The organism is Pseudomonadota bacterium, assembly GCA_026388315.1.
Taxonomy (GTDB): domain Bacteria; phylum Desulfobacterota; class Syntrophorhabdia; order Syntrophorhabdales; family Syntrophorhabdaceae; genus MWEV01.
Genome location: JAPLKA010000045.1, coordinates 1 through 17,436, shown reverse-complemented (window position 1 = coordinate 17,436; position 17,436 = coordinate 1). Strand labels below are relative to the sequence as shown.

Annotated in this window: 9 protein-coding genes; 5 read left to right on the top strand and 4 right to left on the bottom strand. The window is 42.2% G+C overall.

The window, feature by feature from the left end:
• Nucleotides 1–61: 61 nt before the first annotated feature.
• On the bottom strand, nt 62–2,206 hold the full coding sequence (locus tag NTX75_05070; protein ID MCX5815601.1) for a tetratricopeptide repeat protein: 2,145 nt from the start codon (nt 2,204–2,206) through the stop codon (nt 62–64).
• Nucleotides 2,207–2,519: 313 nt separating this feature from the next.
• On the opposite strand from NTX75_05070, the gene NTX75_05065 reads away from it, so the two are divergent.
• Entirely contained in the window at nt 2,520–4,250 is a 1,731-nt protein-coding gene (locus NTX75_05065; GenBank protein MCX5815600.1) for a GspE/PulE family protein, read from the top strand.
• On the opposite strand, the gene NTX75_05060 is transcribed toward NTX75_05065, so the two are convergent.
• Nucleotides 4,247–5,173, bottom strand: a complete 927-nt coding sequence (locus NTX75_05060) for an ATP-binding cassette domain-containing protein (protein ID MCX5815599.1) — start codon at nt 5,171–5,173, stop codon at nt 4,247–4,249. The two genes, NTX75_05065 and NTX75_05060, sit on opposite strands and share 4 nt — an antisense overlap.
• Nucleotides 5,143–6,111: an ABC transporter ATP-binding protein gene (locus tag NTX75_05055; protein ID MCX5815598.1), complete on the bottom strand. Its 969-nt coding sequence runs from the start codon at nt 6,109–6,111 to the stop codon at nt 5,143–5,145. Before NTX75_05055 ends, NTX75_05060 begins: the two co-directional genes overlap by 31 nt.
• 160 nt (nt 6,112–6,271) lie before the next feature.
• On the opposite strand from NTX75_05055, the gene guaB reads away from it, so the two are divergent.
• The 4 genes from guaB to NTX75_05035 all read left to right on the top strand — a co-directional run bounded on the left by guaB (nt 6,272) and on the right by NTX75_05035 (nt 13,761).
• Nucleotides 6,272–7,738 (top strand): IMP dehydrogenase, encoded by a 1,467-nt coding sequence (guaB, locus tag NTX75_05050; protein MCX5815597.1) that lies wholly within the window; start codon nt 6,272–6,274, stop codon nt 7,736–7,738.
• A 76-nt stretch (nt 7,739–7,814) separates the two neighbouring features.
• Nucleotides 7,815–9,359, top strand: coding sequence for a glutamine-hydrolyzing GMP synthase (gene guaA, locus NTX75_05045; protein MCX5815596.1), 1,545 nt, complete (start codon nt 7,815–7,817; stop codon nt 9,357–9,359).
• Nucleotides 9,360–12,818, top strand: a complete 3,459-nt coding sequence (gene dnaE, locus NTX75_05040) for a DNA polymerase III subunit alpha (GenBank protein ID MCX5815595.1) — start codon at nt 9,360–9,362, stop codon at nt 12,816–12,818.
• On the top strand, nt 12,802–13,761 hold the full coding sequence (locus NTX75_05035; GenBank protein ID MCX5815594.1) for an acetyl-CoA carboxylase carboxyltransferase subunit alpha: 960 nt from the start codon (nt 12,802–12,804) through the stop codon (nt 13,759–13,761). Before dnaE ends, NTX75_05035 begins: the two co-directional genes overlap by 17 nt.
• On the opposite strand, the gene NTX75_05030 is transcribed toward NTX75_05035, so the two are convergent.
• Nucleotides 13,758–17,436 (bottom strand): acyl-CoA dehydratase activase-related protein (locus NTX75_05030; GenBank protein ID MCX5815593.1); only part of this gene is annotated, 3,679 nt, incomplete at its 5' end. The genes NTX75_05035 and NTX75_05030 overlap by 4 nt on opposite strands.

The following is a 17,436-nucleotide window of genomic DNA, read 5'->3' as shown; positions in this document are numbered from 1 at the left end:
TCCGGCAACCAAGTTGCCGGAGCCTCCCCTTCTCGCCCACTGTGTGGGCTATGCCTTCAGCCTATCTACCTTCAGCCTGCCTCTTTTCCTTCACCATCTCCGCGAGTTTGGCATACTTTGCGTTCCATTCCTTATCTTCCGGCGGAACAAGTGCATACGCATATCTGAAGAGAATTTCCGCATCCCTGCGGTTACCTGATAAAGCTGCAGAAAGACAGACATCATACATATATTTATAATCTGTTCCAGAAAATGGATCCGTAATTATCTTAAAGGTTTTGTAAGCCTTGGCATATTTTTGCTGCTTCATGTAGATATTACCGATTTCCCTGTATATCTCAACCTTATTGACCGCCCTGTCTAATGCCTTATTATATTCTGAAAGGGCATTCTCATATTCCCCCAGGTCTTTTAGCGCATCACCTTTTAGTTTATAACCAACCGGCGTCTCCGGATAATTTTTTATAATATTTTCAGTATATTGTATCGATTTATTATAATCCCCTTTTTTCTTGTATAGGTGTGCCATTAACTGGTTTGTAAGACCACATCCGGGATATATTTCGGTCAGTTTTAATAATTCCTGCAATACAGGTCCATCTCTTTTTTCAGATATGATTGTGTTAATGTTCATATGCATGATTGTATAGGGGTCCATCTCTTTCAATTCATACGCATCTGCAACCTCAGGAAACTGTTTTTTATCGACATACAAAACGCCGGTTTCGTCGAAAAATACGACCCTGTATTCAGGATGTTTTGTGATCAACCCTTTGAAACCGCGATTTCCGAGAGGCACGATGATAAAGGAGGGATGATATGTTTCAATAATGTCACTCAACCCTTTCCCTATAGAAAAAACATTATTTGCAGTAAAAATATCCTCATTTAAAAAAAGAAATGGTATCTCCATATCCATAAATATCTTGTACTTTGGATAGAGCATCCATTGGAGGTAACCGCCGTGATTGGGATGATTAAAAACTGTGCCACCAGCAGGTATCTTATTTAAAAAGGTACAGATTCCTTCCGGAAGGTTTTTATGAGAAAATGGATATCGCGGGAGATTGATAAATGAGTCTTTTATGCTTATAGCGGGAATCATCATGATTAAAGCAATCAGGATTATCCCGAGTAGTTTGAGGATTTTCCTTTTAATAGAAACTGTCGGAAGTAGTGCCAGGAAATCCTTGAGAACAGGCAGTGAAAGCAATGCACATTCATACCGGAGACGGTTTGCCTTTGCAAGAAGGACAATCCCCCCTGCGAACATGAGCAGGTGCCCTATTCTTTTATTCTTGCTGAAAAGGGTAACTATGGCGGCTATACATGAAGCGAAAAACAGGAGATTAAATACCGTTCCGTACGATATGGTCATTTTTATAATTTGAAATGAAAAGAATTCCTCCGGTTTTATATGCTTAATTTCCTGAATGTATAGCGCTGCAAACCCTGTGGGGAGAAAGGGAACCCACGTAAGTTGGGCACCGTGGGGCGTACAAAAAACGGCAGCTACTGACAGAATTAGTGGAACAATAAAAAATAGCTCTTTCTTGTTAACATGTGTTTTGTTTCTTATATGGTTGATGAAGAATTCAGTCAAATAGGATAATGCTATCAAGAGCATCACAGGATATTCAATCCCGTGTATATTTGTCCATAAGACAGCAAACACGGGCAGGTAGATTGCTTTTTCCGGTTTTAACTCAATAATATATATAAAAAGGCATATGAAGAGATAAGAGAATATATGCGGTCTGATAAGGAAATACCTGGGCAAAAGTAACAGAACAAAGAGAGAAAATAAAACCATAATATACAGGTATGGTTTATTGCCCTGGTTCTTTTTCAGCAAAAATGCAAGTATCAGCGATACCAGGGCAAGGAACAATAAAGCCCTCAAAAAAACAAGGCCATAATAACCTGAGAAGGAATATATCTTATATACAATGACCTGAAACAACCAGTAATAATCAACCCATTCACGCGGCGGCAACATAAAGGAAAAAAAGCTGCTGTCTTTCGGTATGACGCCGTGTTCGAGGATGTACCTGCCTCCATTCAGGTGGTACCATAAATCGGTGTCTCCTGCAAAAATAGGCCACTGAACAAGGTAGTACATGACACAAGCGTAAAGAAATAGAATGTAGAGGAGATAATAATTATTCTGATCCTTAAAGAACTCTTTGTAGTTGAATCTCTTCATGATTGTTGAATGGCATTAAACACTACTATAACTCATCTTGTTTGTTCAAGGAGATTCCATTTCGGATATCGGATATCGGATTGTCCCTCCGCTGTCGGGATTAAACCGTACGGAATGAAAACCCGGAAAGAATGCGGATTCCGCCCTCCGCCCTCTGCTCTGCGCTCCCTTCAGCCTTCCCTCCTTCAGCCTTCCTTGCCTTCAGTAAATACTACCTTATTTTGTACTTTTTCAAGAGGCTCATGTGATATAATTATGTTTTAAATATCCTGAAGTGACATTGTAAAACTATAAGTATGAAGGCCATTATACCATGTTAAAAAACATCAATAGAAAAGATTTATACACAATTTTAGCCAAAAATCACCTCATCTCTGAAAAACAAAACATTGAAATCGAACAAGCCAGAACCTCTTCCAAAAAGGAGATAGAAGATATAATACTGGATATGCATATTTTACAGGAAGAGGTATTTTTAAAAGCTTTAGCAGACCATATGAAGATTGAATTTATTAAAATCGATCCTTTGGAACTTGATTCGCGCGCGATCACAGAAATGATACCCGGTAAATTTGCCAAAGCCTATGGATTAATCCCTATAAAAAAACAGAACGATACCCTGACCCTTGCCATCTCTAACCCGTTTTCGCATTATCCCTTTGATGATATCGCAAAAATGACAGGATTGAAGGTCGAAATAGTGCTTTGCACAAAACAGAATATAAACAGTGTTTTCAATATGACTTACGGCCTGATGGATTCATTGTCCGCCGCAGAACAGGAAATGATTCTTCATGGAAAAATCAGTACCGTAGACCTGGGTAATTTAGAGCGCCTGCATAAGGGACTGCAAATTTCAGGGACTCAGGATCATGCCTCGCGGCCAATCGTTCAATCGGTAAATAATCTTTTCTATTATGCGTTTGACCAAAGGGCGAGCGACATTCACCTTGAACCGAAAAGGGATATCAGTATTGTTCGTTTCAGAATAGACGGAATTTTACATAATGTATATATACTGAAAAAAGTGGTTTACAACGCGATTGTTTCCAGGATTAAAACAATGGCAGGCATGAATATCGCAGAAAAACGACGCCCGCAGGACGGCAGGATAAAGATTATTCATAAGGAACAGGAAATAGAACTTCGTGTTTCTACCGTCTCTACGGCCTTTGGTGAAAAGGTAGTCCTGAGAATATTCGATCCTGACATTCTCCTGCAAGACATTGACGCATTGGGCTTTTCACATAACGATTCTGCATTATTCAATGAATTTATCCGACACCCCTATGGGATAATCCTTGTAACGGGACCTACCGGCAGCGGCAAAACAACAACGTTGTATTCGGCTTTAAATAAAATCAGCAGCACAGAGTTGAATATATGCACTATTGAAGACCCGATTGAGCTTGTACATGATATGTTTAACCAGGTTGCTGTAAACCCTCAGATTGATTTGACTTTTGGCAAAGTTTTGCGAACAATGTTACGTCAGGATCCTGATATCATTATGGTCGGTGAAATCCGCGATACAGAAACTGTTCAGAACGCAATACAGGCAGCGCTTACCGGCCATCTTGTGCTCAGCACGCTTCACACAAATGACGCCCCCACGGCAATTACACGCCTCATTGATATGGGCGGACAACCTTTTTTAATCGCTTCTACTTTAATAGGGGTAGTGGCTCAACGTCTTGTCCGTAAAATATGTCCGCATTGCAAAACATCATTTGAAGTAAAAGAAGAAGACCTGAAGAAGGAATTGGAAATTGATTTGAGCAAGAAAAAGCATATTGCTTTGCAAAGAGGGGAAGGCTGTTTGGAATGCAGGGGAACCGGCTACTTCGGTAGAACGGCTGTTTTTGAAATTATGAAAATTAATGATGAGATACGTGAATTAACAAAAAACAAGGCGTCTTCTGTCGAAATCCACAATGCAGCAATAAGGGCCGGCATGGTTACACTTCGCGAAAATGCGCTGAAGAAACTATTCAACGGCATAACAACCATTGAAGAGACAGCCAAAATAATAAAAGGTATTTAAAACAGGCAGGCAACCATATGCTCTGTGTCGCCCCTCAGTTCAGGCATCTCTCCTGAACATATGCTTTGTCTTTTGTCGCATCTTGGGTAATACGCACACCCCCCTGTTGCCTGTGCATCGTCCCCTGCCCTGTTTAAAAACCCTCCCTTTATTGAATCAATGAGCATCTGTGTGTAAGGATGCACAGGTTGGTAAAAGACTTCATCCGTTTTTCCGGCTTCAACCACTCTCCCTTTATACATGACAATGATTTCATCTGATATGAACCTCACCACATTAAGGTCATGGGACACGAAGAGCATTGAGATTTTTGTGCTCTCCTTAATGTCCATGAAAAGATTGATAATCTGGGCCTGAATAGATACATCAAGGGAAGACACGGGCTCGTCAGCTACGATAAGTGCAGGATTTACGGCAAGGGCCCTCCCGATGGCTACTCTCTGTCTTTGACCGCCGCTCATTTCATGGGGATATTTATGAAAGAAGTCTTCACTGATACCGACACTTTTTAAGATTTCTGTAACAAGGTCTTCTGCCTGATTATTCTCAGCAATTTTATGGAATAAAACGGGTTCGGCTATGGCATCGTAGACTTTTATCCTTGGATTCAGTGACGAATAAGGGTCCTGAAAGATTATCTGCATATCCTTCCTCAGTTTCTTCAACTGTTTGTGAGTTATCTCGGCGAGATTGACACCTGAAAAAACAATATTGCCATAGTCGGGTTTTTCGAGGAGCAGTATACACCTCGCAAGCGTGCTCTTCCCTGAGCCGCTTTCACCTACAATACCCAGTGTCTGCCCCCGCTCTAATGTAAAAGAGACACCGTTTACCGCATTGACAACCTCTTTTTTGTACGAAAAGGCCGATTTCTTTACTTCATATATCTTCTTCAGCCCTGATACAGAAAGCACTTCACCCATTTCTCATTTCCTGTATTAAACATTGGCGGTTCATTTTCCTTACATTGAGGCATCACCTGAGTACATCGCGGGTGAAATTTACATCCCTCCGGCATTTCCGATAATCTCGGAACAAAGCCCGGTATAGTCTTGAGTCGTTTTTCCGTCCCCGAAAGTCCGAATATAGCATCTACCAGTCCCTTACTGTAGGGGTGGAGGGGCTTCTCAAAGAAGTCATCTACACAATTTTGCTCCAACAACCTCCCCGCATACATGATACCGATCCTCCGGGCTAATTTTTTGATAATATTAAGGTTGTGGGTAATAAAAAGCATGGACATACCATATTGGGCGATCAATTCATTGAGCAGACAAAGTATCTGCGACTCTGTAGCAACATCCAGGGCTGTTGTGGGTTCATCGGCAATAACCAGCGAAGGATTACACGATATCGCTATGGCAATGAGCACCCTTTGTCGTTGGCCGCCACTCAACTGATGAGGATACTGGGTGTATTTCTTTTCCGGCTCGTCAAACCCGACCTGTTTTAAAAGCTTTAACGTCCTGTCCTTTACTTCCTTATTACTTATATCGCGGTGGATTCTTATTGTTTCAGCAATCTGTTCCCCTACCCTTATAACGGGATTCAACGCAGTCATGGGTTCCTGAAATATCATTCCTATCTTGTTGCCCCTGACCTGTTCCATCTTTTCTTCAGAGAACCCGACGAGATTATGGCCTTCAAAGATTATCTCCCCATTCATAATTCTACCCGGAGGCGGAACAAGCCTCATTATCGAGAGGGCTGTCATTGTCTTTCCGCAACCGCTCTCCCCGACAAGACCAAATATTTCACCTTTTTTAATGTCAAAATCGACGTCGCAGACTGCATGAATGGTACCGGTATCTGTAGCAATTGAGGTGCTAAGGCTGCTTACTATGACTGTTGGTTCATCCATGAAAATCTCTTTGATTATTTTAACCCTATGCATTATACTAATCCAATATAAAATGGCAAGCCAACAGTATACAAGCAATGAATTTATTATAACTACCTGAATCCGCGTGTAAAAAAAGAGGTCTACATTTAATATTTTAGAACATTAAAAGGAGTATACTATGGTAGAGAACAATATTGGGGAAGGACTTACATTTGATGATGTTCTTCTGCTTCCATCCCTCAGCAGGATAATGCCTAAGGATATCGATGTATCGACATACCTTACGAACAGCATAAAATTGAATATACCCCTTCTCAGCGCAGCTATGGATACGGTCACCGAGGCTAAAACTGCAATATGCATCGCCCAGGAGGGAGGCATAGGGATTATCCACAGGAATATGGGCATTGAGGAGCAGGCCCAGGAGGTGGAAAAGGTTAAAAAATCTGAGAGCGGTATGATTGTTGATCCCATAACAATATCTCCTGATCGCAAGATAAAGGATGTGCTTGACCTGATGGCGAGATACAGGATTTCAGGTATACCGGTAACAAGGGGGAAAAAGCTTGCAGGTATCATAACAAACAGGGATTTACGGTTTGAGACGAATTTTGAAGAGAAAGTCGAGAATGTGATGACAAAGGAAAATCTTGTCACCGTTAAAGAAGGAATCAGTCTCGAAGAATCAAAAAAGATGCTCCATAAACACAAGATAGAGAAACTGCTCGTAGTTGACGAAGACTTTAATCTCAGGGGATTAATAACAATCAAAGATATTGAAAAGATGAGAAAATTCCCTTACTCGTGTAAAGATCATTTTGGTAGACTCCGTGTTGGTGCAGCGGTTGGTGTAGCGAAAGACAGGGATGCAAGGGTTGAAGCACTGTTGAGAGCCGGTTGTGATGTGATTGCCATTGACACGGCGCATGGTCATTCAGAAAATGTGATTGAATCTGTGAGAGAGATAAAGAAAAACTTTAAAGATGTGCAATTAATTGCTGGAAATATTGCAACAAAAGAGGGTTGCGAGGCCCTCATAAAGGCCGGATGTGACGGGGTGAAGATCGGGGTTGGACCAGGCTCAATATGCACCACCAGGATCATTGCAGGAATCGGAGTGCCCCAGATAACCGCAATATTTGAAGTTTCAAAATCTGCTAAAAAACATGGAATCCCTATCATTGCCGACGGCGGCATAAAATTTTCCGGCGATATAACAAAGGCCCTTGCTGCAGGCGCTGACACGGTCATGATAGGAAACCTCTTTGCAGGCGCCGATGAATCACCCGGTGAAATGGTTCTGTATCAGGGCAGGACATATAAAGTTTACAGAGGGATGGGTTCTCTTGAGGCAATGAAGGAAGGCAAAACAAGAGACAGATATTGCATTGATGAAAACGAAATTGAATCAAAGATTGTGCCGGAGGGCATAGAAGGCAGGGTTCCATACAGGGGCTCCCTCTCGATATGCATCAACCAGCTTATAGGCGGGATTAAGGCTGGAATGGGATATGTGGGCTGTCAGAACCTCAAAGAGCTTCAGGAGAATGGCCGGTTTATCAGGATAACATCTGCCGGTTTAAGGGAAAGCCATGTCCACGATGTTATCATCACCAAGGAAGCGCCTAATTACAGAATTGAATGAAATATTCATACCGCTAATCCGACTGTTTGGAATTTGTAATTTGGTTATTGTAATTTAATTATCGGGGGTTCTTATAATGGATTACCATAAGGAAACGGTTCTTATTCTGGATTTCGGCTCACAATATACGCAATTAATAGCAAGAAAGGTGCGTGAACTCGGTGTTTATTGTGAAATATATCCATACAATATGAGTCTTGAAAAGATAAACGCTTTCAACCCCAAAGGCATTATCCTTTCCGGCGGGCCGCGAAGCGTCACCGAAATGGATGCACCCGTCTGTGAAGAGGAGATATTTGCTTTAAGGGTACCTATTCTCGGTATATGCTATGGCTTGCAATTGATGACAAAGTTTTTCGGCGGTGAGATCGACAAATCAATAAAGAGGGAGTACGGGAAGGCACACATTTTCCTCGATGATCCGGACGGGCTTTTTAAAGGTGTCAAGGATGGCGATATTATATGGATGAGCCATCAGGACAGGATCTTCCACATGCCTGAAGGGTTTAAGATCCTGGCACATTCAGATAATTCTCCCTATGCTGCAATCAAAAAAACAGATAGTAAAATTTACGGTGTCCAGTTCCATCCGGAAGTACATCATACCCTGAAGGGAAAGCGGATATTAAAAAATTTCCTGTATAACATTTGTAAGGTAAAGGGGCTATTTTCACCCAGGTCTTTTGTGGAATTGGCCATTGAGAAAATCCGTGCAGAAGTCGGAAATAATAAGGTGCTCTGTGCATTGAGCGGCGGCGTGGATTCCTCTGTTGTTGCAACCCTCATCCACAAGGCGATTGGAGACAATCTTCTCTGCGTCTTTGTGAATAACGGGGTACTGAGGAAGAATGAGGCCGAAGAGGTCCTTGATATCTTTAAAGGTAAGCTTCATATCAATTTAAAATATGTAGATGCAGAAGAAAAATTTCTTGCAACCCTCAAAGGGGTGAGAGACCCGGAAAAGAAAAGAAAGATCATCGGAAGACTCTTTATCAAAATATTCGAACAAGAGGCGTCTGGAATCGGAAACATGCAATACCTTGCCCAGGGGACTTTATACCCCGATGTTATTGAAAGTACCTCTTTTAAGGGTCCCTCTGCAACAATCAAGAGCCATCACAATGTTGGCGGACTTCCCAAGAAGATGAAGATGAAACTTCTGGAACCTTTAAGGGAACTCTTTAAAGATGAAGTGAGAATCGTGGGAAAAGAGCTTGGGTTGACCGACAATATCGTTTACAGACAACCTTTCCCGGGTCCGGGACTTGCTATCAGGATTATCGGTGACGTGACCAGGGAGAGGCTTGCTATCCTGAAAGATGCTGACAATATTGTAAGAGAAGAAGTGGAAAGAAACGAGAAATTCCGTCATATCTGGCAATCGTTCGCCATATTGATACCGGTAAATACCGTTGGGGTCATGGGTGACGAACGGACATATGCCAATGTGGTTGCATTGAGGATCGTTGAGAGTGAAGATGCAATGACCGCTGACTGGGCAAGAATCCCTTATGAAGTGCTTGATACGGTAGCACGGAGGATCATTAACGAGGTGCCGGGGGTCAACAGGGTAGTCTATGATATATCCTCAAAACCACCAAGCACAATCGAGTGGGAATAGATGAAAGAATTTGTCCATTTGCATTTACATACACAGTTCAGCCTTTTAGACGGCGCTATACGGTTCGATCAGCTTTTTGACCTTGCCAGTTCTTATAAGATGAATGCCTGTGCCATTACAGACCATGGCAACATGTTCGGTGTTGCTGATTTTTACTTTGCAGCTAAAGAATTCGGTATGAAGCCCATACTTGGTTGTGAAGCCTATATTGCACCAAAATCCCGTTTTGATAAAAAAGGAATAAGAGGCGTGGATAATGCCTATCACGTGATACTCCTTTCCATGAACAACCAGGGATACAAAAACCTGATAAAACTTATGAGCCTTGCCCAGCTTGAAGGTTTTTACTATGTTCCAAGGATTGATAAGGAGTTGTTGAGAACATATAACGAGGGTCTTATCTGTTTGACTGCCTGCATCAAAGGTGAGATTCCAAACTCGATCCTTAAGGGTGATGAGAAGAAAACAAGAGATACAATAGAGGAATACTATTCCATGTTTGGAGACCGCCTCTTCTTTGAACTCCAGGACAACGGTCTTGTTGAACAGAAAAAGATAAATGAGGGTCTTATCGGCTTATCGAAGCATTACGGAATCCCAATCGTAGCTACGAATGATTGCCATTATTTGAGGAAGGAAGAAGCAAAGGCACACGAACTGCTCCTTTGCATACAAACAGGGAAAACGATAAACGATCAGAACAGGCTCAGCTTCAAGACTGAAGAATTTTATTTTAAATCACCCGATGAATTTGAACGTGCCTTTTCACAATATCCCGAAGCCCTCTCCAACACGGTAAAAATTGCAGAGATGTGTAACGTTAGTATGAGTACAGGCACATATCATTTCCCTGAATTTACGCCACCAAATAACTTGGAATTGAATGACTATTTTGAGGAGTTATGTGTAGATGGTTTCAATAAGAGAATCGATACCATCAAAGCATCCTATCCTGGTTTTTCCGGGGATTTATCTGAAAAGTACAGGGAGAGGCTCCATTACGAGATTGATGTAATCAAAAAGACAGGCTTTGCCGGCTATTTTTTGATTGTGGCAGATTTTATCAACTATGCGAAAACGCACGGTGTCCCTGTGGGACCTGGACGGGGTTCTGCTGCCGGGAGCCTTATAGCATATTGCCTCTGCATAACCGATATTGACCCCATAAAATATGACCTGATCTTCGAGAGGTTCCTGAATCCGGAGAGAATCAGCATGCCCGACATTGACATTGATTTCTGTAAGGACGGCAGAGATGATGTAATCAGGTATGTGACAGAAAAATACGGGAAAGACAATGTGGCCCAGATCATTACCTTTGGAACTATGAAATCGAAGGCCGCTGTAAGAGATGTAGGAAGGGCGCTGGGAATGCCTTATGCCGAGGTAGACAAGATTGCAAAACTGATCCCTGATGCAAATACGGGGATCAAAAGCTCTATAGAAGAAGAACCGCAACTCAAAGAACTATACCTGAATGATGATAAAATCAAAGAACTTCTCGATAATGCCATCGTACTCGAAGGTCTTGCGCGTCACGCATCAACCCATGCAGCAGGGATAGTCATTTCAAACAAACCCCTCACCGAGTACCTTCCTTTATACAAAGGGCAGAAGGGTGAAACAGTCACCCAGTATCCAATGAAGACCATTGAAAAAATAGGGCTTATTAAGATTGACTTTCTTGGATTGGAAACCCTTACACTTATAGACAATGTGCACAAACTGTTAAAATCTGAAGGTATAGATATTGATATCACAAATATCCCCTTAGACGACACGAAAACATACGAGCTGCTTTCTTCGGGCGATACATCAGGTGTATTCCAGCTTGAAAGCAGAGGGATGAAAGATTTGCTCACAAAACTCAAACCATCAAAGTTTGAAGATATCATGCCCCTCATAGCACTTTACAGGCCTGGACCGTTAAAGAGCGGGATGGTAGAAGACTTTATAAAGAGAAAGGATAATCCCTCTCTGGTAAAATACGAAACCCCGATGCTTGAGGAAATATTGAAAGATACCTATGGTGTCATTATTTACCAGGAACAGATTATGAAAATTGCATCAAAACTTGCCGGCTTCTCTTTAAAAGATGCCGATGCCCTGAGAAAGGCAATGAGTAAAAAGACCCCGGAAGTGCTTCAGAAATACAAGGAACAGTTCGTAAGCGGCGCCGTTTCTAACGATGTTGCCCCGAATGTGGCTGAAAAGATTTATAGTGTCATTTTACGGTTTGGTGAGTATGGCTTTAACAAATCACACAGCACGGCATACGGTCTCATCGCCTATCAAACGGCCTATCTGAAGGCACATTATTATACTCACTATACCTCTGCAATGCTCACGGGCGAAGTAAATGACACCGACAAACTGATTAAATATATTACGGAATGCAGGGAATCAGGAGTGGAAATACTGCCGCCGGATATTAACGAAAGCGATAAACCATTCTCTATTCTGGGTAACAAAAAGATACGGTATGGCTTGTCGGGTATCAAGAACGTTGGAGATGCAGCTATCGACCTGATGCTCTCTGTAAGGGAAGAGTTGGGGGGATTCAGCTCTTTCGCACAGTTTTTAAGCGTAATCGATTCAAGAAAGGCGAATAAGAAGGTGCTTGAAAGCCTTGCAAAGTCAGGTTGTTTTGATGCTATGGGGCTGAAAAGATCCCAGGCTCTTCATGTAATACGTGAAAAAACTGATAAGCCCCAGAAAAAGGATGGGAAAAATGGTTATGATCAGATGGACATGTTCGGTGAACAGTTTGCCATCAACAATACAATCAATATACCTGATATGGAAGAACTCACGCACGATGAAATACTTAAAGGCGAAAAAGAGGCCTTCGGTTTTTATTTCAGCCAGCACCCCCTGAAACCTTATGAACGTATTATAAGACAGATAACCCGTTATGACAGCCAGAAGATTAAAGAGTCTGATATAATTGATGACATTGATTTTGTAGGGATAGTGAACGGCTACAGGGAGCTTACCACAAAAAGGGGTGACCGCATGGCCTATATCACCCTTGAAGATACGAAAGGGATTATTGAAGCCATTGTTTTTCCTGACCAGTTATCTAAAAATATTTCTATTCTCAAAAGCGATAAGCCTCTTGTGGTGAATGGATCGGTGGAAAAATTAGAGGATGGAACAGCCAAGATAAGGACAAAAAATATAACGCTCCTTGAAGACATAACCCGTGAAATGGATAAGATGGTGACAATCAAAGTCAACTGCGAAATCTTCAAAAAAGATGACCTGAAAAAGCTGAAAGACGTACTTTTCAGTATCAAGGGAAAATCAAAGGTATCGATTGAACTTCGGCTCAACGGAGAAAAACGTCTGATACACGTTCACGATATAAGAATCGATCACAATAAGTTGCATATTCTGCTGAAACATTTCCCTGAAGGAATCGAATATGATGAGGTAACGGATGAGATACTATCTTGATTTTGAGAAGAAACTTGAACCTTTAGAAAGAAGGATGCTTGAGATAGAAAGGTTTTACGGCATCAACGATCCCCGCTATGCTAAGGAAATTGCCACATTGTCAAAAAGAATCTCCAAACTCGAAAAGGAGATATATGGCGATCTGACAAACTGGCAAAGATTGCAGGTATCAAGACATCTGGACAGGCCGCACACACTTGACTATATCACTAATATATTTACGGATTTTACAGAATTTCACGGGGATAGAAAGTTTAAGGATGATCCTGCCCTTGTCGCCGGTTTTGCGAGTTACGAAGATATAAGCTTTGCCGTTGTGGGACAACAGAAGGGTAAAAATGTAAGGGAAATGGCATACAGAAACTTTGGCATGGCCCATCCGGACGGCTATAGAAAGGCCGTGAGGGTTATGGATATGGCCAACAGATGGGGGAAACCCGTAATAACCTTCATTGATACACCAGGCGCTTTTCCAGGTGTAGGCGCTGAGGAGAGAGGTCAGGCAGAGGCGATTGCCTCAAGCATTCTTTTTATGTTTTCTCTGGCCGTTCCTGTTATTACTGTTGTTATCGGAGAAGGCGGGAGCGGGGGAGCGCTGGCAATAGGTGTGGGAAACAAAATCCTCATGTTGGAGAATGCTACCTATTCGGTCATATCACCCGAAGGCTGTGCGGCAATCCTCTGGAGAGACGGTTCAAAGGGGTCCCTTGCTGCTGATGCGCTTAAACCGACTTCACATGACCTCCACAAGCTTAAAGTAATAGATGAGGTCATCAAAGAACCTTTTGGGGGAGCCCACAGGAACTGGCAACAGACTTTTTCAAACATAAGAGAGCCTTTATCAAGGCATTTGAAAGAACTTATGCGTTTTTCACAAGATGAGTTAAAGCAGCAAAGATACGATAAATTCAGGAATATGGGTATTTTCCAGGATAAAAATTAACGCATCTTCTGGAAATGTTCTTTTACCTGATACATAAATGCCTCTATACGTGTAGTTATGTTTGTGGTGCCCTGACCATCATAGGCCACATTAATAACCGGCACATCATATTTCTTTTGAATCAGTTTCATGAGAGCGCTTGATATTGTTCCCGGCATACAGGTAAAGGGCATTGCATTTACAATGCCTGAAACACCTTTATCAAAAAAATCGACTGATTTTCCAACACTTAATATGGCCTCTCCCTCAAAACTTACGTGGAGGTAAGGACTTGCCTTTTTAATAATATCTTTTACCATTGGCTCTTCGCCGTACTTCAAATATTTTTCGAAGACCTTTTCCATCCTGTGTTCATCTTTCCTCTGAATATGCTCTGTAAGGAAAAATTTTAAAACGTTTTTAAAACTGTCAAGCTTCAAGCCCCTTGACCTGTGTATATAATTTACGTAGGTTATCCATTCGGTAAACGGTGCAAGCCATACCTGCCCGCCGAATTCCTCAATTTTTCTCACCAGGTCATCGTTGCTGAAACGATTAGATCGTATGTAAATCTCGCCAACTACACCAACTACAGGTTTTTCCACATCGTCTCTTTTTATGTTGATAAATGTGTTCATTGTGCCTTCGAGAACTTCGAAAAGACTATTGCCATTTTTCTCTATGGACTCTGTGATCTGTGCAAGCGCTTCCTTGTATACCCTGTCCGTTTCTCCTTTAATCTCTTCACATGGCCTTATTTCATGGAGCATCTTCATAACGAGATCGGTAGCTACGATAGCCCTCCACGCTAATCTGGGAAATTTATTTCCAAGGATATTGAGTTCATTGTAGAATCTGTAGTCCTGATTTGGCGCATATATGGGAACACCTTCAAAACCCATTTCATCAAGGACCAACCTGTGGAATCTATGATATTGGCCGAACCTGCACGGTCCCCCTCCTGATGGCATAAAGAATGCGCTCTTGTCAGGGTCAAAACCCTCTTTCTTAACGGTTTTCAGCATATCACCTGTTGTAAGTATACAGGGGTAGCACTCTTTGCCTGTTGTGAATTTTCTGCCCCAATAGACGGTCGACTCATCTGATTCCTCCATAACCTCGGCATCCACCCCGCAAGCTCTGAAGGCGCTTGCAAGGGTAAGGGAGTGATCACACATGGGGGGGATGTATATTTTTCTCCCTATACCATCGGTACTGAATTTTATTACCTTTTTCCGTATGGATATTGTTTGGTTTTTTGCATTTTTTATGCTGTCAAGAAATGCCTCCAGCCTTGTAACAACGCCTGCGTCAGCGCTATGTTCATCAATCTCAAGCTGGAGGAATGGCTTACCTTTTATAATCTTTTTGAAGAAGTGGGTAATGAATGAATCGGGGCCGCAGCCGAAGTTTGTAATATATATACCATAAAAATTATCACGATTCTTTGAAAGCTTTGCTGCCCTTAAAATCTTCTGCCCATAACCCCAGTACATATCCTTTAAGTCTTCATCGGTTTCTACATCCTCCATTAAGGGCAACATATCTAATGGTATCGGTTTTACACCGAGGTCCATCAATTTTTTGTGAATGTTCAGATTGGCACCAGGATCAACACTGTTGTATGGTCTCCCGATTATGACCATCACTTTATCATTTTCAGTAAGGTTTGAAAGGTACTGTAGGCCCGCCTCCTGGCATTTTTCATAAAACATCTCCTGGCACTTCATGGCAATGTCGAAGGCCTTTTCAACCTCTTTTTTGTTTTTCTTCAGGGTCTTGCCGTATTTGGTGAGGTTCTTCAAGACCTCTTCGGTGCTCCTTCCGAAATAGACGATAGGAGAATCTATTTTGACCCCCGAGGATTCAAAGTCAATGGATGCCTTGACCGTATAAGGGATGGTTTGGGCATAAGGGCACGAAAATGTATTCGAAACATGCTTAGAAGGACTTTTGAGATTTATTACGCTGGGGATAAAAATCCTTTTGACACCTTTGCGCATAAGGTTGAGAATGTGTCCATGGGCAAGCTTGATAGGGAAACACGACTCAACGATGATATTTTCTACGCCTTCCTTGATCGTCTTGTTGTTAGTTGCATCAGAAAGAACTACAGTAAAACCGAGTTCAGAAAGGAATGCCTTCCAGAAAGGGAGAAAATCAAGCATATTCAAAATTCTTGGTATGCCTATAGGCTCACCGCCTGTAACCTCTTTGTCGTATACGCTGTGAAGGATTTCGTCCCTGATTTTAAAAAGATCCTGTATGCCTTTTTTCTCTACCCTTCTCACAACATCATACTTTTCGCATCTGCTTCCGTAAAAGAGCGGCGACTCATCCTCGACCGTTACTTTCCTTATTTCGCAAAGGTTTTCGCACCCCTTGCATTCAAATGTATTGATCTCATATTGCCGTTTACTTAAATCAAAACCCTTAAAACTGCTCTTGTCCCAGTTTTTTTCTTTCATTGCAAGGATTGCAACGCCTATTGCCCCGGTCACGTCATGGTGAGGAGGGATTTTTATCGGTTTTTTGAGCACCTTTTCAAACGCCGCTATAACCCCTTTGTTAAAGGCAGTACCTCCCTGAAAAAATATCCTCCGCCCTACCCTCCTGTCCCCGACTACCTTATTTAAATAGTTCGTTACGATGGAATACGAAAGACCGCTCACAAGGTCATCGGTCCTTGCACCCTTTTGCTGGTGGTGAACGAGGTCTGACTCTATGAAGACTGTACATCTCTCACCCATTTTCACAGGTTTCTTTGATGAGAGGGCAAGTTCCCCAAATTCTTCCTTAATTGAAATACCGAGTTTTTCAGCCTGTTCCTCGAGGAATGAGCCTGTTCCCGCTGCGCAGGCCTTGTTCATCTCGAAATCGATAATAACACCGTTGTCAATGCTTATATATTTTGAATCCTGACCACCGATCTCGAAAATCGTATCCACTTCAGGGTCAATATTTATTGCTGCCTCTGCCTGGGCAGTTATTTCATTCCTCACGATATCGGCGCCAATAAAATCGGCGGTGAGGTATCTTCCTGACCCTGTTGTTCCGGCGCCGATGATCTCTACACAATCGCCTATCTCTTCTCCAAGTTCGGCAAAGCCCCTCTTCACTGCCTCAAGGGGCCTTCCTTCAGTCATAAGGTACCTTTTTGCAAGGACATTTTTGTTTTCATCGATCAAAACAAGGTTTGTACTGATAGATCCCACATCAACACCGAGATATGCCCTTGTTTTTGTATAGACGCTCACCATTTCATAGGAAACATGGAGGTTTTCTTTTGAAAGCGATAAAGGTTCATGCCCTTCTTCGGCTTCTTTCTTTGCCAGGAAGTCATTCAGTTTTTCGAATCCGGTAAATGTGTGTTTCAGTGTCGGATCATCGAGCACTGTGTATATAGCCCCGACAGCCCCCATAGAGGTAAAATATTCAGGAACGATAAATTCCCCATCCTGCAAGGCAAAAACGTCTCTGATTGCCCTTTTCATGCCTGCATTTGCCGCAACACCTCCTACGAATGCCACAGGGTTTTGGATGTCCTTGCCTTTGGCAATATTACTCTTGAAATTTCTCGCAAGCGCATAGCACAGACCTGCTACAATCTCATAATCAGGGGTTGCAATCTGCTGGAGATGAATCATATCGGACTTGGCAAATACCGTACATCTTCCTGCAATCCTTGGCGGATTT

Coding starts and splice junctions, on each gene's coding strand:
- NTX75_05070 (MCX5815601.1), bottom strand. CDS start 2,206: ATGAAGAGATTCAACTACAAAGAGTTCTTTAAGGATCAGAATAATTAT.
- guaA (MCX5815596.1), top strand. CDS start 7,815: ATGGATTACCATAAGGAAACGGTTCTTATTCTGGATTTCGGCTCACAA.
- NTX75_05060 (MCX5815599.1), bottom strand. CDS start 5,173: ATGGGTGAAGTGCTTTCTGTATCAGGGCTGAAGAAGATATATGAAGTA.
- NTX75_05065 (MCX5815600.1), top strand. CDS start 2,520: ATGTTAAAAAACATCAATAGAAAAGATTTATACACAATTTTAGCCAAA.
- dnaE (MCX5815595.1), top strand. CDS start 9,360: ATGAAAGAATTTGTCCATTTGCATTTACATACACAGTTCAGCCTTTTA.
- NTX75_05055 (MCX5815598.1), bottom strand. CDS start 6,111: ATGGATGAACCAACAGTCATAGTAAGCAGCCTTAGCACCTCAATTGCT.
- NTX75_05035 (MCX5815594.1), top strand. CDS start 12,802: ATGAGATACTATCTTGATTTTGAGAAGAAACTTGAACCTTTAGAAAGA.
- guaB (MCX5815597.1), top strand. CDS start 6,272: ATGGTAGAGAACAATATTGGGGAAGGACTTACATTTGATGATGTTCTT.